At 39.7% G+C, this 16,931-nt stretch carries 14 protein-coding genes and 1 tRNA gene; 8 read left to right on the top strand and 7 right to left on the bottom strand.

What is annotated here, in order from left to right:
* The first annotated feature begins 41 nt into the window (after window positions 1-41).
* Window positions 42-626 (top strand): riboflavin synthase, encoded by a 585-nt coding sequence (locus tag NMS_RS03865; RefSeq protein WP_041495501.1) that lies wholly within the window; start codon window positions 42-44, stop codon window positions 624-626.
* On the opposite strand, the gene NMS_RS03870 is transcribed toward NMS_RS03865, so the two are convergent.
* From NMS_RS03870 to NMS_RS03880, 3 genes are all read right to left on the bottom strand, one after another.
* Window positions 623-829, bottom strand: a complete 207-nt coding sequence (locus NMS_RS03870) for a hypothetical protein (protein ID WP_148311328.1) — start codon at window positions 827-829, stop codon at window positions 623-625. The two genes, NMS_RS03865 and NMS_RS03870, sit on opposite strands and share 4 nt — an antisense overlap.
* Window positions 830-1,065: 236 nt before the next feature.
* A complete protein-coding gene (locus NMS_RS03875) occupies window positions 1,066-2,718 on the bottom strand; it encodes a S8 family peptidase (RefSeq protein ID WP_041495503.1) in 1,653 nt (550 codons plus the stop codon).
* Between the two features lie 12 nt (window positions 2,719-2,730).
* On the bottom strand, window positions 2,731-3,588 hold the full coding sequence (locus tag NMS_RS03880; protein WP_041495505.1) for an MBL fold metallo-hydrolase: 858 nt from the start codon (window positions 3,586-3,588) through the stop codon (window positions 2,731-2,733).
* 323 nt (window positions 3,589-3,911) lie between these two features.
* On the opposite strand from NMS_RS03880, the gene NMS_RS03885 reads away from it, so the two are divergent.
* On the top strand, window positions 3,912-5,765 hold the full coding sequence (locus NMS_RS03885) for a cation:proton antiporter (protein ID WP_041495507.1): 1,854 nt from the start codon (window positions 3,912-3,914) through the stop codon (window positions 5,763-5,765).
* Window positions 5,766-5,854: 89 nt separating this feature from the next.
* Here the strand turns inward: NMS_RS03885 and lepA are convergent, their stop codons facing one another.
* Complete coding sequence (gene lepA / locus NMS_RS03890; protein WP_041495508.1) at window positions 5,855-7,654, bottom strand: translation elongation factor 4; 1,800 nt, start codon at window positions 7,652-7,654, stop codon at window positions 5,855-5,857.
* Window positions 7,655-7,746: 92 nt separating this feature from the next.
* Here lepA and NMS_RS03895 point away from each other — a divergent pair, with 92 nt between their 5' ends.
* A complete protein-coding gene (locus tag NMS_RS03895; RefSeq protein ID WP_041495509.1) occupies window positions 7,747-10,161 on the top strand; it encodes an outer membrane beta-barrel protein in 2,415 nt (804 codons plus the stop codon).
* 5 nt (window positions 10,162-10,166) lie between these two features.
* Here the strand turns inward: NMS_RS03895 and NMS_RS03900 are convergent, their stop codons facing one another.
* Entirely contained in the window at window positions 10,167-10,472 is a 306-nt protein-coding gene (locus NMS_RS03900; RefSeq protein ID WP_041495510.1) for a hypothetical protein, read from the bottom strand.
* Window positions 10,473-10,530: 58 nt separating this feature from the next.
* Between NMS_RS03900 and dusB the strand changes: the two genes are divergently transcribed.
* Window positions 10,531-11,523, top strand: coding sequence for a tRNA dihydrouridine synthase DusB (gene dusB / locus NMS_RS03905; protein ID WP_041495511.1), 993 nt, complete (start codon window positions 10,531-10,533; stop codon window positions 11,521-11,523).
* Between the two features lie 38 nt (window positions 11,524-11,561).
* The gene (locus NMS_RS03910) at window positions 11,562-11,933 is read left to right on the top strand and encodes a hypothetical protein (protein ID WP_041495512.1); all 372 of its coding nucleotides are present in this window, start codon (window positions 11,562-11,564) and stop codon (window positions 11,931-11,933) included.
* A gap of 4 nt (window positions 11,934-11,937) precedes the next feature.
* On the opposite strand, the gene NMS_RS03915 is transcribed toward NMS_RS03910, so the two are convergent.
* On the bottom strand, window positions 11,938-13,155 hold the full coding sequence (locus tag NMS_RS03915) for an ABC transporter permease (RefSeq protein WP_041495513.1): 1,218 nt from the start codon (window positions 13,153-13,155) through the stop codon (window positions 11,938-11,940).
* On the bottom strand, window positions 13,156-13,551 hold the full coding sequence (rbfA, locus tag NMS_RS03920) for a 30S ribosome-binding factor RbfA (RefSeq protein WP_041495514.1): 396 nt from the start codon (window positions 13,549-13,551) through the stop codon (window positions 13,156-13,158).
* A gap of 232 nt (window positions 13,552-13,783) precedes the next feature.
* Here rbfA and mce point away from each other — a divergent pair, with 232 nt between their 5' ends.
* The 3 genes from mce to NMS_RS03935 all read left to right on the top strand — a co-directional run bounded on the left by mce (window position 13,784) and on the right by NMS_RS03935 (window position 16,884).
* The gene (mce, locus tag NMS_RS03925; protein ID WP_041495515.1) at window positions 13,784-14,191 is read left to right on the top strand and encodes a methylmalonyl-CoA epimerase; all 408 of its coding nucleotides are present in this window, start codon (window positions 13,784-13,786) and stop codon (window positions 14,189-14,191) included.
* 279 nt (window positions 14,192-14,470) lie between these two features.
* A tRNA-Ile gene (locus NMS_RS03930) sits at window positions 14,471-14,544 on the top strand.
* A 480-nt stretch (window positions 14,545-15,024) separates the two neighbouring features.
* Window positions 15,025-16,884 carry a M1 family metallopeptidase gene (locus NMS_RS03935; protein WP_041495516.1) on the top strand — a complete coding sequence of 620 codons (1,860 nt, stop codon included), beginning with the start codon at window positions 15,025-15,027 and terminating at the stop codon, window positions 16,882-16,884.
* The last annotated feature ends 47 nt before the right edge of the window (window positions 16,885-16,931 follow it).

Here is a 16,931-nt window from a genome sequence, read left to right on the forward strand (position 1 = left end):
TGTATTTTTGAATGTCTAAAAATAACAGTTTTCCCACACTTATGTTTACAGGAATCATAGAGTCTACCGCCAAAGTTGTAAATCTTCAGAAAGATTTGTCTAATATTCATATCACCTTGCAGAATACACTGGCCAGTGAATTAAAAATAGATCAAAGCGTTAGTCATAATGGTGTCTGCTTGACCGTTGTAACTATTAAAGGAGACGAATACACTGTCACCGCCATTCAAGAAACATTGGACAAAACCAACTTAAGTGAATGGAAGGTTGGGGATTTGATCAACATGGAGCGCGCCATGAAAATGAATGCCCGGTTAGATGGACATATTGTTCAAGGTCATGTCGACCAGGTGGCTACTTGCGTTGAGGTTATAGAAAAGGAAGGTTCTTGGGAATACACCTTTGAATATGATCCGTCTCTTCAAAATGTAACTATTGAAAAAGGCAGCATCTGTATCAATGGAGTAAGCCTAACTGTAGTGAATTCTAATACCAATTCTTTCTCTGTAGCAATTATCCCTTACACCTTTGAACACACGAACTTTAAAAACCTTAAAAAAGGTCATGTGGTTAATCTAGAATTTGATGTGATAGGGAAATATGTAAAAAGACTTATGAGTCTTTAAGAGGCTTTTCTAGTTTCTTTCCAAACCAGAAAACTGTGATAGACAATGATGCCTAAGGCTGCAATAATCAATACCCAGATGGAGCCATCTATAGGCACTAAATCTCCTACTGGAGGTGCAGGGCCCATTTTAGGCGGTGGCGGCGCGGCGCCAGATCCTTGGGAAAGAATCAGTAAATAGTTCGACGTTATGGTTGTAAGCATCATTAGGGACTGACTGCGAAAATAGAAAGTTATATCTCTTTATACGAATAATACACCATTTTGGTTCTTTAAAACGTAGTTTAACGTCCGTTGACCGACTTTTTAACTTATGTTATCCACTATTTATTAACAGATTGAATGCAGCTGGCAATTTTACAACCTTCTTTTCTCTAAAACAAAAAAAGCCTTGGAATCAAATAATTCCAAGGCTTTTTAAAAATTGAGTTTTTTGATAGTTACATTTTGCTAGCTAGAATCAATGCGTTGTAGAGGTTCACCATTTTTCCAGAGGAAGTGATGTCCATAAAACGCTTTGTACTATCGTCACCTAATACCACATCAATATTAGTTGTCAAACCGCTATCCATAATGATCTGTTTAGTTTGAGCAGCACTAAGGTTTGGAAATTGGGACCTCAACACAGCTGCTACGCCAGCTACTGCAGGAGAGGCCATACTTGTACCACCAGCGTTTCTATACGTGTTCAATGGAGCTGTTGAATAAACGGCAACTCCAGGAGCAAACACGTCTACTGAAGATTTTCCATAGTTTGAAAATCCGGCAATCATATTAGGGCCATAAACCGGTCCTAGTGCTCCTACGGTCAAGAAATTGTCAGAAATATTAGCATTGCTGCCCAATTGATCTTGCGGGTACACCTGGGTGAAATCCGTATCTAAAGATTCATTTCCCGCAGCGTTTACGATTAAAACATCTTTACTAGCGGCGTATTTAATTGCATCCCAAACCCACTCTGGATTAGGAGAGTGATATTTCCCAAAGCTTGTGTTGATCACTTTTGCTCCATTGTCTGCAGCATAGCGGATTGCTCTCGCTACATCCTTATCATACTCATCTGCCTGTGAAACGGCTCTTAATACCATGATGCGAGCATTATTTGCCACGCCATTCACGCCTAGGTCGTTATCACGCTCTGCTGCAACGATACCTGCAACATGAGTACCATGAAAGGCATCTGCTTTTTCTGGATCTGGACCAGAGTATTCATTATTACCATAAACTCCTGTGTCCCATACATAAGGATCATCTCCTAATATGTCTCTACGGTAGTTCGTTTTCAATTTATCACCGTTCATCAAGTTTGTTGCGTCTGTGATCAGCTTAGTAAGCTCTTCCCTAGCTTGGGCAGCATCTTCTAGACCCTGGCTCATGAAAAAGTTCAACGCACTAGCGGCTTGTTGTACCTGCTCGTCTTCAGACTTAGCTGCTCGTTCTATATCCGCTTCAGTGTAATCTGCAGTTCCTGCAAATTTGGTAAGTACCGCGTCAATTTGATTCACCTGCTGCAATATCTGCTCATAACGCATTTTGTTTTGAGAGGCCTCAGCTACTTTTTCATCATATTCTTTTTGTGCTTTAGCAACAACGTTTGCAGGAAGTTTCCCTTTATCACGTACAATACGCTCGTATTCTAAGTTTTCATCTACAATGTCTCCTAGGAAATTCCAGCCATGAATATCATCGATATAACCATTATTATCATCATCAATTCCATTTCCAGGAATCTCATCTTCATTAGTCCATATCACATCATCAAGATCCTCATGCTCGATATCCACACCTGAGTCGATAATGGCAACAATAACAGGTTGACCCTTACGAATCACCTTAGCGCCATTAGCAGTAGTCGTAGTAAGTAATTCTGAATACGCTCTATCCACTGACATTCCTGGAACAGTATCATTAAGTAAGTCAAGGTCTTTCCAATTCTTTGCTTGAATTTCACTTAGTTCTTGAACTTTAAGCGGCCGCTGGTCAATATTCTCTATTGGTGGAGAAGCAATATTCAAAGAGCTACCACCACAACCGGTCAATAAACCAGCTGCCGCAATGCTTAAGAAGCTATATTTTAAAAATGTGTATTTCATATTCTTATGGTTTTAATTAAAAATCTCTTTAAAGGTATAGGTTTGATCGTGTCGCACGCCACGATCTGTATGTTTCACGGTAATAATTTCATGGTGCGGGTCGTGTTCTAAAATTAGATAATAACCGTTAGTAGCTGCAAGCTCCAAAAATCGTTCCTTCTCATCTAGGGTCAGTAAAGGTCTAGTGTCATACCCCATAACGTAAGGCAAAGGCACGTGTCCTGCAGTAGGCAATAAATCTGCCATATAAACGAATGTTTTCCCATCAATTTTAAAATGCGGTATCATCATCTTTTCTGTATGACCATCCACAAATAAAATATCAAAATCCATCTCTTGAGCCGTTCGGTAATAAGAATCTTGAGGGATCAACTCCAGCTGTCCACTTTGCTGAATAGGCAGTATGTTTTCAGATAAAAAACTTGCTTTTTCTCTATCGTTAGGTTCTGTAGCCCATTTCCAGTGGTTAGCATTGGAATGGTATTTCGCTTTCGCGAAAGCGGGCTCTAAGACATCACTAGAATTATTTTTTTGAATCGCACCACCACAATGGTCAAAATGCAGGTGGGTCAAGAATACATCAGTGATATCATCTTTTGAAAATCCTAGATCTTTCAGGGAACTGTCCAAGTCAAACCTGTGATCCATATAATAATAACCGAAGAATTTTTCTGACTGCTTGTTACCCATACCTGTATCAATGAGGGTCAAGCGATCTCCACTTTCCACAAGTAGACAGCGAGCTGCCATATCGATCATGTTGTTTGAATCAGCAGGGTTGGTACGTTGCCAAAGGCTCTTAGGCACCACGCCAAACATGGCACCGCCATCCAATTTAAAATTTCCGGCTTCTACAGGATAAATTTTCATAAGTGTGCAAAATACAAAATCGGCAAGACTGTGCTTTTAAGGCTACTGAAATATTATGAGTTGTTTAATATTCTGTATAGTGTCTTTAATTATTACTCTAAATTAGGACAAGTACACAAACGTTCTTCCTCATAAAGTTTTGCTGTGAAATTAGCAGTGAAAGCCCAAATATGTCCTTAACCTGAAAGTTTACGGATGCCAATAATATTTTGTTAAAGGGCTAAATATGCCATTTATTGTATGTTTATTGCGCTTTCGCGAAAGCGAGCTCTTTTTACAACTTCATCAAAAGGTTGTATTTTCATGATAAAAGAATACATACAATGCTAGAATTAGCTGGAATCATCATCCTGGGAATACTCGCGCAATGGACGGCATGGCGCTTTAAAATTCCCGCAATCTTACCTCTTATATTAATAGGTCTTGCTGTCGGGCCACTCGCCACACTTTATACGGAAGACGCTACCAAATTAATACAACCTAGATTCAATGGAGAGACTGGGCTTTTCCCTGGTGAGAGCCTTTTCTATTTTGTGTCGCTGGCTATTAGCGTCATACTTTTTGAAGGTGGTTTAACTCTCAAACGGGCTGAGATTCTTAATACAGGTCCTGTAATTGGAAAATTAATATCTGTTGCAGTATTGATTACTTTTATAGGTGGTGGTATTGCTGCCCATTTCATTTTTGATTTTAGTTGGGAGGTTTCTCTGCTATTTTCAGCTTTGATTATTGTTACTGGACCGACTGTAATCACTCCTATTTTAAGGAACATCCCGCTTAAAAAGGATGTGAGCTCCATATTAAAATGGGAAGGGATTTTGATCGATCCTATTGGAGCCTTATTTGCGGTATTAGTTTTTGAATTTATAAGTGCTAACGCTGGTGGAGAGTTCACCATGGTGGCTTTAAAGGAGTTTGGAAAAATTGTATTGTTCGGTTTCTCTTTCGGTTTTTCTTTTGCACATGCCCTCGCCTTTCTAATTACTAAGAAAATTATACCTCACTATTTATTGAATGTTTTCACCCTTGCTGCGGTATTAGGTGTGTTTGTATTGAGTGAAGCATTTGCACATGAATCCGGGCTTTTAGCAGTGGTAGTAATGGGAATGGTTATGGGTAACATGAAATTGCCTAACCTTAAAGAGTTGCTTTATTTCAAAGAATCACTGAGCGTTTTATTGATCTCCATTTTATTTATTCTGCTTGCCGCAAATATCAATATGGAGGATTTATACCTTATATATACTTGGAAAACAGCGGCTTTGTTTGCAGTGGTTGTTTTGGTCTTAAGACCGCTGGGTGTATTTGCCAGTACCGCTGGTAGCACTTTAAAACTCAATGAAAAATTGTTTATTTCCTGGGTAGGGCCACGTGGTATTGTAGCTGCAGGTATTGCATCCCTTTTTGGCACTAAGCTCGCTAATGAAGGCGTGCCTGGCGCAGAGTACATTACTCCTCTAGTGTTCATGATCGTACTAGGGACCGTATTGCTTAATGCGACTACAGCGCGCTTATTTGCTAAAATTGTAGGTGTGTTCTTGAAACAATCGGAAGGCATCATGATTGTAGGTGCCTCTAAGTTCTCAAGGCTTATTGCTAAGTATTTGAAAGAGCAAGGTCGCAGCGTCGTGTTGATCGATACGAATAAAAGTAATATACGTACAGCCAAAGATGAAGGGCTCGATGCTAAGGTTGCTGATGTTTACAGCGATGCACTTCTAGATGATATTGAATATAACAACATAGGATACCTGCTTGCTTTAACTGGTAATTCACAGATTAATGATTATGCAATTGATCGTTTTGGAAAGCTTTATGGTGAGAATGGTGCTTTTAGAATTGTACACTCTTCAGAAATTAGTAATCCTAATGAAAATCCCGACGCTGGACTTTTCTCATCAACTGATGACTATGTGAATTTGATGGAAGTGGCAAGGCACCATGGTGAAATTCATGAGATTGAATTGAGCTCTAAAGAGCACTTCCGTGGCCTATTAGAAATTACTAAGACCGATCCTGACATTGTCCCGCTTTTTATCAGAGGCAATAAAAAAATCAATCTTATTCCTTCTACAGCCACTGAAGTGGAAGTGGAGTCTGGAAACCTTTTAGTTTATATGGGTAAAAAAATAGTTGAGCAAAAAAGTGGTGAGGTGACTATGGAAGAGTCGCTTTAATAAAACGTTCAAAATAGCTCATTAGCCTACACGAAAAGCCCCACTCGATTTGAGTGGGGCTTTTTGATGAATTTAATTTTGTAAATGGGTTAATCGTTCAGTTTTAGAACTGCCATAAACGCTTGTTGTGGTATCTCAACATTTCCTACCTGTCGCATACGCTTTTTACCTTTTTTCTGCTTCTCTAGTAATTTACGTTTACGTGAGATATCACCACCGTAACATTTTGCGGTAACATCTTTACGTAAGGCCTTGATCGTTTCACGAGCAATGATCTTAGCCCCAATTGCTGCTTGAACTGGAATATCAAATTGCTGACGCGGTATCAATTCTTTTAGTTTCTCCACCATCTTTTTACCGATGTTGTAGGCATTATCAAAGTGAATCAGGGCGCTCAAGGCATCTACCGTCTGTGCATTTAATAAAATATCTACACGCACTAGTTTAGAAGCACGCAAGCCTATAGGTGTATAATCAAAAGAAGCATAGCCTTTAGATACTGTTTTCAAGCGGTCATAAAAATCAAAAACGATTTCAGCCAGTGGCATATCAAAGGTCATCTCCACCCGCTCTGTGGTCAAATAGGTTTGATTCGTAACTATTCCTCTTTTTTCAATACACAAGGACATTACGTTACCTACAAAGTCTGATTTTGTAATAATGGTTGCCTTGATGTAAGGCTCCTCTACTCTATTGAGTGTGGATGGTTCTGGAAGGTCTGTTGGGTTATTTACTATAATAACCTCATCTGGATTCTTATTAGTAAATGCATGGTATGACACGTTAGGTACCGTTGTGATTACCGTCATATCAAACTCACGCTCCAGACGTTCTTGAATGATTTCTAAGTGCAACATCCCTAAGAATCCACAACGGAAACCAAATCCTAATGCAGCACTACTTTCTGCCTGAAAGACTAGCGATGCATCATTCAATTGAAGCTTCTCCATGCTGGATCTTAAATCTTCATAATCCTCCGTATCCACTGGGTAAATTCCTGCAAAAACCATTGGTTTCACATCTTCAAAACCACCAATTGGATTAGTAGTAGGATGATCATGGTCTGTGATCGTATCCCCTACTTTTACCTCTTTAGCTTCTTTAATACCTGTAATCAAGTACCCTACATCACCCGCTTTTATTTCGTTTTTAGGAACTTGGTTTAGTTTCAAAGTCCCGATTTCATCAGCATAATAACTCTCACCTGTCGCAACAAATTTGATATGTTGCCCTTTTTTAATAGAACCGTTGATGACTCTAAAAATGGTTTCAACACCTCTAAATTGATTGTATTGGGAATCAAAAACTAGGGCTTGTAAAGGCTCGTCTACATTTCCCTTAGGTGCTGGAACTCGCTCAATAATCGCATCTAGTATATCCTGAATACCTAGACCTGTTTTTGCACTGGCTGGTATGACCTCGCTTGGATCACACCCTAAGAGGTCAACGATATCATCTGTTACTTCTTCAACGTTCGCAGACGGTAAGTCTACTTTATTCAAGACCGGAATTATTTCCAAATCGTTTTCTAATGCGAGGTACAAGTTTGAAATCGTCTGTGCCTGTATGCTTTGTGCAGCATCTACAATCAAAAGAGCGCCTTCACAAGCGGCAATAGAACGAGAAACTTCGTAAGAAAAATCTACGTGTCCCGGTGTATCAATAAGATTCAAAATATATTTCTCACCATCTGGGGCAGTATAATCCATTTGAATGGCGTGCGATTTAATGGTAATCCCTCGCTCGCGTTCCAGGTCCATATTATCCAGCAACTGTGCTTTAGACTCACGTTTAGTCACGGTTTGAGTCGCATCCAGCAAGCGATCTGCCAGCGTGCTTTTACCGTGGTCAATATGAGCGATAATACAAAAGTTACGTATGTTTTTCATAGAATTTTAATCGGTTACAAATATAATCTAAATCGATCCGTCTCAATAAAATGGTAGGTTTCATTAATTTAGCTGTTGCAACAATTCTGTGTATGAAAATTATTACATTACTACTACTCCTGTTTACTATAGGTCTCCAAGCTCAAAATTCCTTGCAAGGAAGCGTTGTGGATGACGCTGATAAACCTGTTGCTTATGCGACTGCATTGCTATTCAAAATGCCAGACAGTACCTATTACAAGGGAACAACCACTAGTGAGAATGGGAGTTTTTCGATAAACGGTATAGCTTCAGGAGATTACACCCTTGCTATAAGTTCTGTTGGATATGTTCCGCTTTCGCGAAAGCTGACCATCGACAAATCCATTACACTAAACGAGCTTCAACTAACCACAGCAACGGAATCGCTCCAAGGCGTAACAGTTACCGCTAGGCGTCCTACCATAGAAAAACGTCCAGACAGACTTATTTTCAACGTGGAGAACAGCTCCTTGAGTACAGGAAATACAGCTGATATTTTAAAAAGAACTCCTGGCGTTTTTGAAATGAACGGGAGTTATATGGTTCAAAATTCGCCTGCTGTAGTTTATATCAACAACAAACGGGTTTATATAACTGCTGACGAACTTAATGCTCTATTAACAGGCTACAGCGCAGATAACGTCAAAAGCGTCGAGGTAATTACAAATCCATCTGCTAACTATGATGCAGAAGGTGCTGCAGTAATCAACATCAACACCAGCAAAGGAATCTCCCTAGGTTACAAAGGTTCTATTAATGGTAGTTATGCCATTGATGAACTAGCTAAATATCAAATAGGAACTTCCCAATTTTATAAAAACAATTGGGTAAATATCTATGCCAACTATAATTACAACCCTCGTAAAGACTTAAAAGTCGATGAAGCCCAAGTTGGATTTTTTAATCCTGATGGCACACGCGAATCACGATGGTTCACAGATTTTGAAAAGGTTACGGAAAGTGATGCACACAATTTGAATACAGCCATAGATTTTACGCTGGATTCTAACAACTCGATCAGTTTGTCTGGGAATTACTCTGCAAACAATAATCAAGAAGAGAATACGACGGTGGAGACCTTTATTTTACCCACCGGCTCGCTGAATTTTGACGGTTTTGATACGGAGTCAAACTTAGGAGTGGATATTACAACTGGTTTTGTAAATTCAAGCTATACTAACTTGTTTAATGAAGGATCTGGTAGCTTTTCACTAGAAGGAAATTACATCTTTACAGATCGTAATAAGACTCAAGATTTAGCCAGTAGATTTTTTGATAGTACTGGAGCCACTACAAGAACCAACAGCTTTTTCACAGATGCGGACCAAGAGATTGATATCTACGTGACCAAAATGGACTACGAGAACCTCTTAGGTAATTACATTTTTAAGGCGGGTGCAAAGTTCTCAGGCGTTTCCTCTACCAGCTCCCTAGACTTTTTTGATACAGATGGAGGATCGCCTCAATTTAATGCTGCATTGTCCGATGAATTTCTCTACGATGAGAATATTTATGCGGCCTATGTACAGCTAGATCGTGATTGGGAAAAATGGGCATTAGCCATAGGTTTGCGTGCAGAACAAACAGATGTAGAAGGCGACAGCCGTTCCTTAGGTCAAGTCAACACTCAAAATTATTTTGAATTATTTCCAAATATTGCAGTTACAAATCAAGTCAATGACGACAACGCCTTGACTTTAAGTTACAGACGATCTATCGACCGACCACGTTATGAGAGTTTGAATCCGTTTTCCTATTTCATCAACGACAATAACGTTAATACTGGAAATCCAAACTTGCGCCCATCGTTCACTAATAGAATTGACTTGAATTGGACTATAAAAAACACCTACTCTTTTGATCTTTATTATATAAATACGGAAGGCGCCTTGGCAATCTTACCTTTTCAGGATAACCAAACCAATTTTGTCAACTCGCAAAATGTAAACATGAATTACGAGAGGCAATACAGCTTTGACTTTTCCACTTATAAATATTTAAATCAAAGCATTTTTGCTCAAGTTCAGACCAGCCTCTATTACATGGAAAACGAATTTAGAGCGGTGCAATCAGATACAGAGTTTCAAAAGCTAGATGTGACCGGGTTCTATGCTAATATTTTCAGCAGAATAACTTTGTCTGAAGACCGTACTTTTAGCTTAGACGTATCAGCCAGTTATATTTCAAATATTCTTTTCGGTTCTTACGAACTTAAAGGCAGGTTTGATTCCAGTATAGGTTTTTATAAAAGTTTATGGAACAATAGAGCATTCATGACACTAGATTATAGCGACATTTTCTTGAGTCAGAATCAGACTTTGAAATCAAGGTATCAAAATCAAGATAACCAATACCTTGCCTTACCAGAAACCAACTTGATCAAGCTAGGCTTTACTTACAAATTCGGAAACTTCCGTTTACGAAATAACGAGGTGGCAACTCCAGAAGATCAAGAACGAACTAAGGCCAAAGGAGTTGGTTTGTAGGAGTCTCAAAATAATTTATTGAACAAATTTCTTTCAATATTACAGTAGGCTCCTTTATACTGATTATTCGGAAATCTTTTTTTAAGCGTTTTTATCAACGTGCCGTTTTTGATGTTTTCAAGAATCATCTTAGTATCGAATCCCTTTTCAGGGATTACTAAAGCAATTTCAATCGGTTCCTCATTAAATTCAGTTTCGATTAAATGCTTTATGGAAGATTTTAGCTCATCATAGTTTTGCCTAACTAGGATTTCAGCGTTTGGATTTTTTCTTTTATTACCGATTCGAACCGTATTAAATTTAACTCCCATTTGTTACATCCTTTTTCCAAAAACTTAAGATAATGCATTTAACCCATATCTTTGCACCATGGTTAAGATAGGAGACATAGAACTTCCCGATTTCCCGCTGTTGCTTGCGCCTATGGAAGATGTGAGTGATCCACCTTTCCGTACGTTGTGTAAGGAAAACGGTGCTGACGTTGTTTTTACTGAATTTATTTCTAGCGAAGGCCTCATACGGGATGCAGCAAAAAGCACCATGAAACTGGATATTTACGAGACGGAGCGTCCTGTGGGTATACAGATTTTTGGGGCTAATATGGAATCCATGCTACAGTCTGTAGAGATTGTAGAACGCACCAAACCGGATATGATCGATATCAACTTTGGTTGCCCGGTGAAGAAAGTAGTTTCTAAAGGTGCTGGTGCTGGAATCTTGAAAGATATTGATCTAATGGTGCAGCTTTCTGCTGCGATGGTCAAGCACACAGACCTTCCTATTACCGTGAAAACCCGTCTAGGCTGGGATCACGATTCTATTAAAATTGTCGAGGTAGCAGAGCGCTTACAAGATGTAGGTATCAAAGCTATAAGTATTCACGGTCGCACCAGAGCCCAGATGTATAAAGGCGATGCCGACTGGAAACCTATTGCTGCCGTAAAAAATAATCCGCGCATGCACATTCCTGTATTTGGAAATGGTGATGTGAATACTCCAGAGCGTGCTGTCGAAATGCGTGATGAGTATGGACTGGATGGCGCCATGATAGGTCGAGCAAGTATAGGTTATCCGTGGTTTTTCAGAGAGGTGAAGCACTTTTTCAACACAGGAGAACATTTAGATCCTCCCACTATGCAAGAGCGAGTTGAAGTGGCTAGACGTCATTTAGAAATGGCTATTGCTTGGAAAGGTGAAAAACTAGGCGTTTTTGAAACTCGCAGACATTATACCAATTACTTTAAAGGCATTCCTAACTTCAAAGAGCACCGCATGAAAATGGTGACCAGTGACGATAGCGCCGCAGTCTTTGCAGCTTTTGAAGAGGTATTGCAAGAGTTTGGGGATTATAGCTTTGCTTGATTTGCCAAAACTAGAATATCAAACTACAGTTGATCTAAATGCTTTTCTGGAAAACGAAAAATAAAATTGCTCCTAGACAAGATTTTCAATCCAAAATTGAAGAGTATTATTTTGAATTAGCTGAAGGTCAAGTTCCAAATGAACTGCTAAATCAAATTATTTCAAAAGTAACAGACCAAGTTTACAGCGATTATAAACGATTTTGGAAACAGTATCCAAAATCAAGGAAGAGATATTCAGCTCTGAAAATGGATGATATTGAACATCTGTTTATATTATATATGATAACTGATTTTTTGCATGAAGACAACTTCTCGGATTCTCGCAGATATTCAAAGATTTTGTTCAAAATGAACAATGATGAATATGATAAATATTTAGATAATAAAGATTGCTTCGAAACGAAATAAGGAGCTACAACTTCGCCTGAGAAAGTAATCTATCATTGATACGGCGACTGCCTATATAGCTTGCCATGACTCCTAACACCACAATAGTAGAAAGAGCAATGATTACATTTAAGAGTTCCATGGCAAAAGGATAGGGAATTTCTGGGGCAATATATACCCACTTATAGGTGAGTTGGCCATAAACAAATCCAACGCCTATCAGCAGGCCTAGAATCCCACCTGAAATGGTCATTAACGATCCTTGAAAAAAGAAAATGCGCCGCAGTTGGCCTACCTCAGCTCCTAAATCAAGCAAAGTTTTTAAATTTTTCTTCTTATCCAGAATCATCATGATGATGGATCCCACCACATTGAAAAGCGCAATAATTAACACCAGCGTAAAAATCAAATACACCGCAAGATTTTCAGAATTCAGCATCTTGTAAAGTGCCCCATTGAGCTGCAGCTTATTCTTAATCTCAATATCAACATCAAAAAGAGCTTCAATTTCTTGACGGACGTCATTCTCCAGTTCTGGATCCGTAAGTTTTATTTCTAATGCAGATGCGGTGCTGTCGCTATAATTAAGCAGTGTACGTGCCGCACTCAATCGCATAAAAATGTATTTATTGTCTAAATCCTCGTTTACCGAAAACAAGCCAGAGGCAATCGCATCCAAGGTGCTGAAAGAGCGGCTCAAATTCATGGCATTGATCGCATTTTTTCCAGGTCTTGGTACCATAATTTGCATAAACGAACTGTAATCGTTAGCTGATATGGAGAGATCTCTAGAGATACCATAACCTACAACCACTTGTGGGTCATTGTCAGTCAACCAGCTGCCGGAGACTATAATCGAATCTATCTCAATAATCTGATCGTAATTATCTGGAACACCCTTAATAAAAGCGATATCATTTTTTTCGGAATAACTTAAAAATGCTTTCTCCTCGATGACCTCTGATACTGCTGCAATTCCTGTAATGTTCTCGAGAGCACGCTTTCGCGAAAGCGGAATTTCCAACGTCTTTCCCTGCACTGCAGTCACCTGCAAATCTGGATCGAAGTAACTGCTAAAACTGGTACTAAATTCCTTCAACCCGCTGAATCCAGAAAGCACGATAAAAAGCGCCGCCGTTCCCACGATGGTAATGATAAAACTAAGAATGTTGATGATGTTAATGGCGTTCTTACCATTTTTCGAGACCAGATAACGTCGCGCTATGTAAAATGAAAAGTTCACTTAGGACTTCTTACGTCTGGGTAATATGTCTGGATTGTCAATAGGATTGTTGTGCCCTTTCAGCTCCTTGTCGATCTGGTCCATGTACTCCAGACTGTCGTCATTATAAAACTGAAGCTCAGGCATGCGACGGAACTGGTGACGCACCTTGGCCGCCACATCATAACGTATATCGCCAGTCATTTCAACAATTTCCTTAACTACAGAAACCGCTTTCTCAGGTGGAAAAACCGATACGTATACCTTGGCATAACCTAAATCTGGCGTGACCGTGACCCGGGTGACAGAAACAATGAGGTTCTTGACCGCATTCTCTCGCATCTTATCCTGCAATACCTTTGAAATATCCTCTTGAAGGATTCCGGCAATTTTCTTCTGGCGTTGACTTTCTTCCATGCTACAAAGGTAATGTAAGTAATGACATTATGATGATAATATGGGCGTTACCTCGGCTTGGGCCGCGGTCGGGCTATCCGCTACAATCTTTTTCTAACTATCGCTTTGAAGCGACAGCTAGAAAAAGGATTTGCGCTGCTATCCCTAACGCAATCAGATTAAAGTGAAGCTCACAAGACGTTGGCTCTGTTCTTAATTCTATAAAACTGTATTTTTGATAAAAATCAGGATCATGCTTGGAAAAATTGAACATCTAGGGATCGCCGTCAAAGACCTTGATGCAGCAAATCAGGTGTATGAAAAGTTGCTAGGTAGCGCTGCCTACAAACAAGAAGCTGTTGAATCTGAACATGTAACCACCAGTTTTTTCAAAGCTGGTGAAAACAAAATAGAACTGCTCGCAGCTTCAAACCCAGAAAGTGCCATCGCAAAATTTATTGAGAAGCGCGGCGAGGGCATTCATCACGTTGCTTTTGCCGTCGAAGACATTGTAGCAGAATTGCAACGTTTGGAGGAAGAAGGCTTTACCATCCTTAATAAAGAACCCAAACGTGGCGCCGATAATAAATGGGTAGCATTTGTACATCCTAAGGGTACAAACGGAGTCTTAGTAGAACTGTGTCAGGAAATTAAAGAATAGTTTGTTGAAACGCACTTATAGTATAAAGTAGTAGACTTTTTAATCGGTACATCACAATGCGATATTTTGAGGACCTTTAAATTAGCTAGTTAGAATATCTGACTCTCTCGATAGCTATCGGAACAGAAAGTCCCTAAATCCAGACATTCAATTCCATATTAAACACTCGTTTTAATGCTTACCAAAATTTGTCGTGTCAGCAGTTTTTACTTTGAGGTATTGAGGATTTCGATTACATTTGCACTCTTTTAATCAGTATATCGCACTGCGATATTTTGAGGGCCTATAACTCAGCTGGTTAGAGTATCTGACTCATAATCAGAAAGTCCCTGGTTCGAGCCCAGGTGGGCCCACTACAAAACCTCAGCTTTTTGGCTGGGGTTTTTTTGTGTCTATAAATGATAAAAAAAGAGTATCCAACTCTCCGGATAGCTATCGGGACAGAAAGTCCCTGGTTTGAGCCCAAGCGATGCGCTCAGCTTGCCAAAGTGTGGGTCAACTACAAAACCTCAGTTTTTAAGCTGGGTTTTTTTGTTTTCCGCATTTCTTAGTTTATTAATATTGGGTCTACTTGTACCTAAGGCTGTAATTCAGGTAGTTTCTTATCAAGCCTCTGTAGCTAGGCGAGTTCATATATTAAATTGCTGTCAATAAACTCGCGTTAAGGATTGAGGTGGAAATCCTTTTTATAGCAATCGTGTTTTTGCGTTGCTATAAAAAGATTGCAGCCGAAAGCCTGACCACGCCTAAGCGTGGGAACGCCCAAAAAATAATTATCATAATATTTGGGTCTCTTTCAAATCCTTATCTTTATCCAGATCTAAAATTTTCTCATGAAAAAACTTTTTTTGATGATTACCGCTGGTGTATTTATTGCCAGTTGTAGTTCTACTCAAGACACTAAAAAATTTCAAGCCAACTCTGATGCTCCGTATTACTGGCAACAACAGGTCAAATATGACATGGATGTCCAGATGGATGTGGATCGTTATCAATATGATGGCAAGCAGAAGTTAGTTTACACTAACAACTCTCCTGAAACACTCGATCGCGTTTATTACCATTTGTTTTTCAACGCATTTCAGCCAGGCAGTCAAATGGACGTTCGTTCTAGAACAATTCAGGATCCAGACCGCCGTGTAGGTTCACGTATTGAAGCTTTACTGCCTAATGAGCAGGGCTATTTACATGTCAACAATATGACTCAAGACGGCAAGCGTTTGAGCCCTATTGAAGAAGGAACTATTCTAATTGTGCCATTATCTCAACCGTTGAAGCCAGGACAGTCCACATCGTTTGAATTGGATTTTAACGGTCAGGTACCAGTACAAATACGCCGCAGTGGACGTAATAACGCTGAAGGTGTTGCTTTATCCATGACACAATGGTATCCTAAAATAGCCGAGTTTGATAAAGATGGGTGGAATGCAAGTCCTTACATAGGTCGTGAATTTCATGGTGTTTGGGGTGATTTTGATGTCAAGCTAACCCTAGACAAAGAGTACACGGTTGGTGGAACCGGATATCTTCAGAATCCTAACGAAATAGGTCATGGATATGACAAACCAAATTCTGGTCCTGGTAAAGGAGAAAATGGCATGTTGACCTGGCACTTCAAAGCGCCAATGGTGCATGATTTCGCTTGGGGAGCTGATCCAGACTTCATCCACGACATCTACAAAGGAGTCAACAATGTAGACCTTCACTTTTTCTACAAAGACAACGCGGCAATCAAGGACAACTGGAAAAAATTACAGCCAGCGACCAATCAAATGCTGGAGTTCTATAATAAGAACGTTGGATTGTATCCTTACAAACAATACTCTGTCATCCAAGGTGGTGACGGTGGTATGGAATACGCGATGTGTACTTTGATTACAGGAGAGCGCAGCTTTGGAAGTCTTGCAGGAGTAACCGCACATGAATTTGCGCACTCTTGGTTCAACCACATTCTAGCTACTAATGAAGCAAAACACGAATGGATGGATGAAGGGTTTACTTCCTACATTTCAGACGAGGCGATGAATTCCATCTTCAATGAAAACAAGGAAAATCCATCAGCGGGATCCTACAGTGGTTATATCAGGCTGGCAACTTCAGGAATAGAGCAACCACAAACTACTCATGCAGATCGCTATGCACTCAACGCTGCTTATGGAACCAGTGCGTATTCAAAAGGTGCCGTCTTCCTTGCTCAATTGGGTTATATCGTCGGTGATGATGTACGCGATCAGATCATCAAGGAGTATTACAACACTTGGAAATTCAAACATCCAGCGCCTAATGACTTCAAACGAGTAGCAGAACGAGTGAGTGGTTTTGAGTTGGACTGGTATCTTACTGACTGGACCATGACAACAAATACCATTGATTATGCTATTGATGATTTGAATATGGAAAATGGAATGGCTGTGGTATCGCTTTCGCGAAAGGGGTTAATGCCTATGCCGCTGGACATTCAAGTAACCATGAAAGATGGGTCTACAAAAATGTACTACGTACCGTTGGAATTGATGTATAACCAGAAGAAAGTACCTGCATCCTGGACCGTGGCGCAAGACTGGCCTTGGGCTTTTCCAACCTATGATTTAGCATTAAAAGGGTTTGACGCAAATGATGTCGATAGCATCACTATAGATCCAAAAAATAGAATGGCAGATGTTAATAAGGAAAACAACTTATTTACCCCATAAAAAGATTATTTTAAAGTTTCAAAGCCAGCTCCATAGAGCTGGCTTTG

The sequence above is a fragment of the Nonlabens marinus S1-08 genome, assembly GCF_000831385.1.
In the GTDB taxonomy this organism is placed as follows: domain Bacteria; phylum Bacteroidota; class Bacteroidia; order Flavobacteriales; family Flavobacteriaceae; genus Nonlabens; species Nonlabens marinus.

Bases quoted from the DNA above. Each gene is read 5' to 3' on its own strand.
- NMS_RS03865 (WP_041495501.1), top strand. From the start codon at position 42: ATGTTTACAGGAATCATAGAGTCTACCGCCAAAGTTGTAAATCTTCAG.
- NMS_RS03870 (WP_148311328.1), bottom strand. From the start codon at position 829: ATGCTTACAACCATAACGTCGAACTATTTACTGATTCTTTCCCAAGGA.
- NMS_RS03875 (WP_041495503.1), bottom strand. From the start codon at position 2,718: ATGAAATACACATTTTTAAAATATAGCTTCTTAAGCATTGCGGCAGCT.
- NMS_RS03880 (WP_041495505.1), bottom strand. From the start codon at position 3,588: ATGAAAATTTATCCTGTAGAAGCCGGAAATTTTAAATTGGATGGCGGT.
- NMS_RS03885 (WP_041495507.1), top strand. From the start codon at position 3,912: ATGCTAGAATTAGCTGGAATCATCATCCTGGGAATACTCGCGCAATGG.
- lepA (WP_041495508.1), bottom strand. From the start codon at position 7,654: ATGAAAAACATACGTAACTTTTGTATTATCGCTCATATTGACCACGGT.
- NMS_RS03895 (WP_041495509.1), top strand. From the start codon at position 7,747: ATGAAAATTATTACATTACTACTACTCCTGTTTACTATAGGTCTCCAA.
- NMS_RS03900 (WP_041495510.1), bottom strand. From the start codon at position 10,472: ATGGGAGTTAAATTTAATACGGTTCGAATCGGTAATAAAAGAAAAAAT.
- dusB (WP_041495511.1), top strand. From the start codon at position 10,531: ATGGTTAAGATAGGAGACATAGAACTTCCCGATTTCCCGCTGTTGCTT.
- NMS_RS03910 (WP_041495512.1), top strand. From the start codon at position 11,562: ATGCTTTTCTGGAAAACGAAAAATAAAATTGCTCCTAGACAAGATTTT.
- rbfA (WP_041495514.1), bottom strand. From the start codon at position 13,551: ATGGAAGAAAGTCAACGCCAGAAGAAAATTGCCGGAATCCTTCAAGAG.
- mce (WP_041495515.1), top strand. From the start codon at position 13,784: ATGCTTGGAAAAATTGAACATCTAGGGATCGCCGTCAAAGACCTTGAT.
- NMS_RS03935 (WP_041495516.1), top strand. From the start codon at position 15,025: ATGAAAAAACTTTTTTTGATGATTACCGCTGGTGTATTTATTGCCAGT.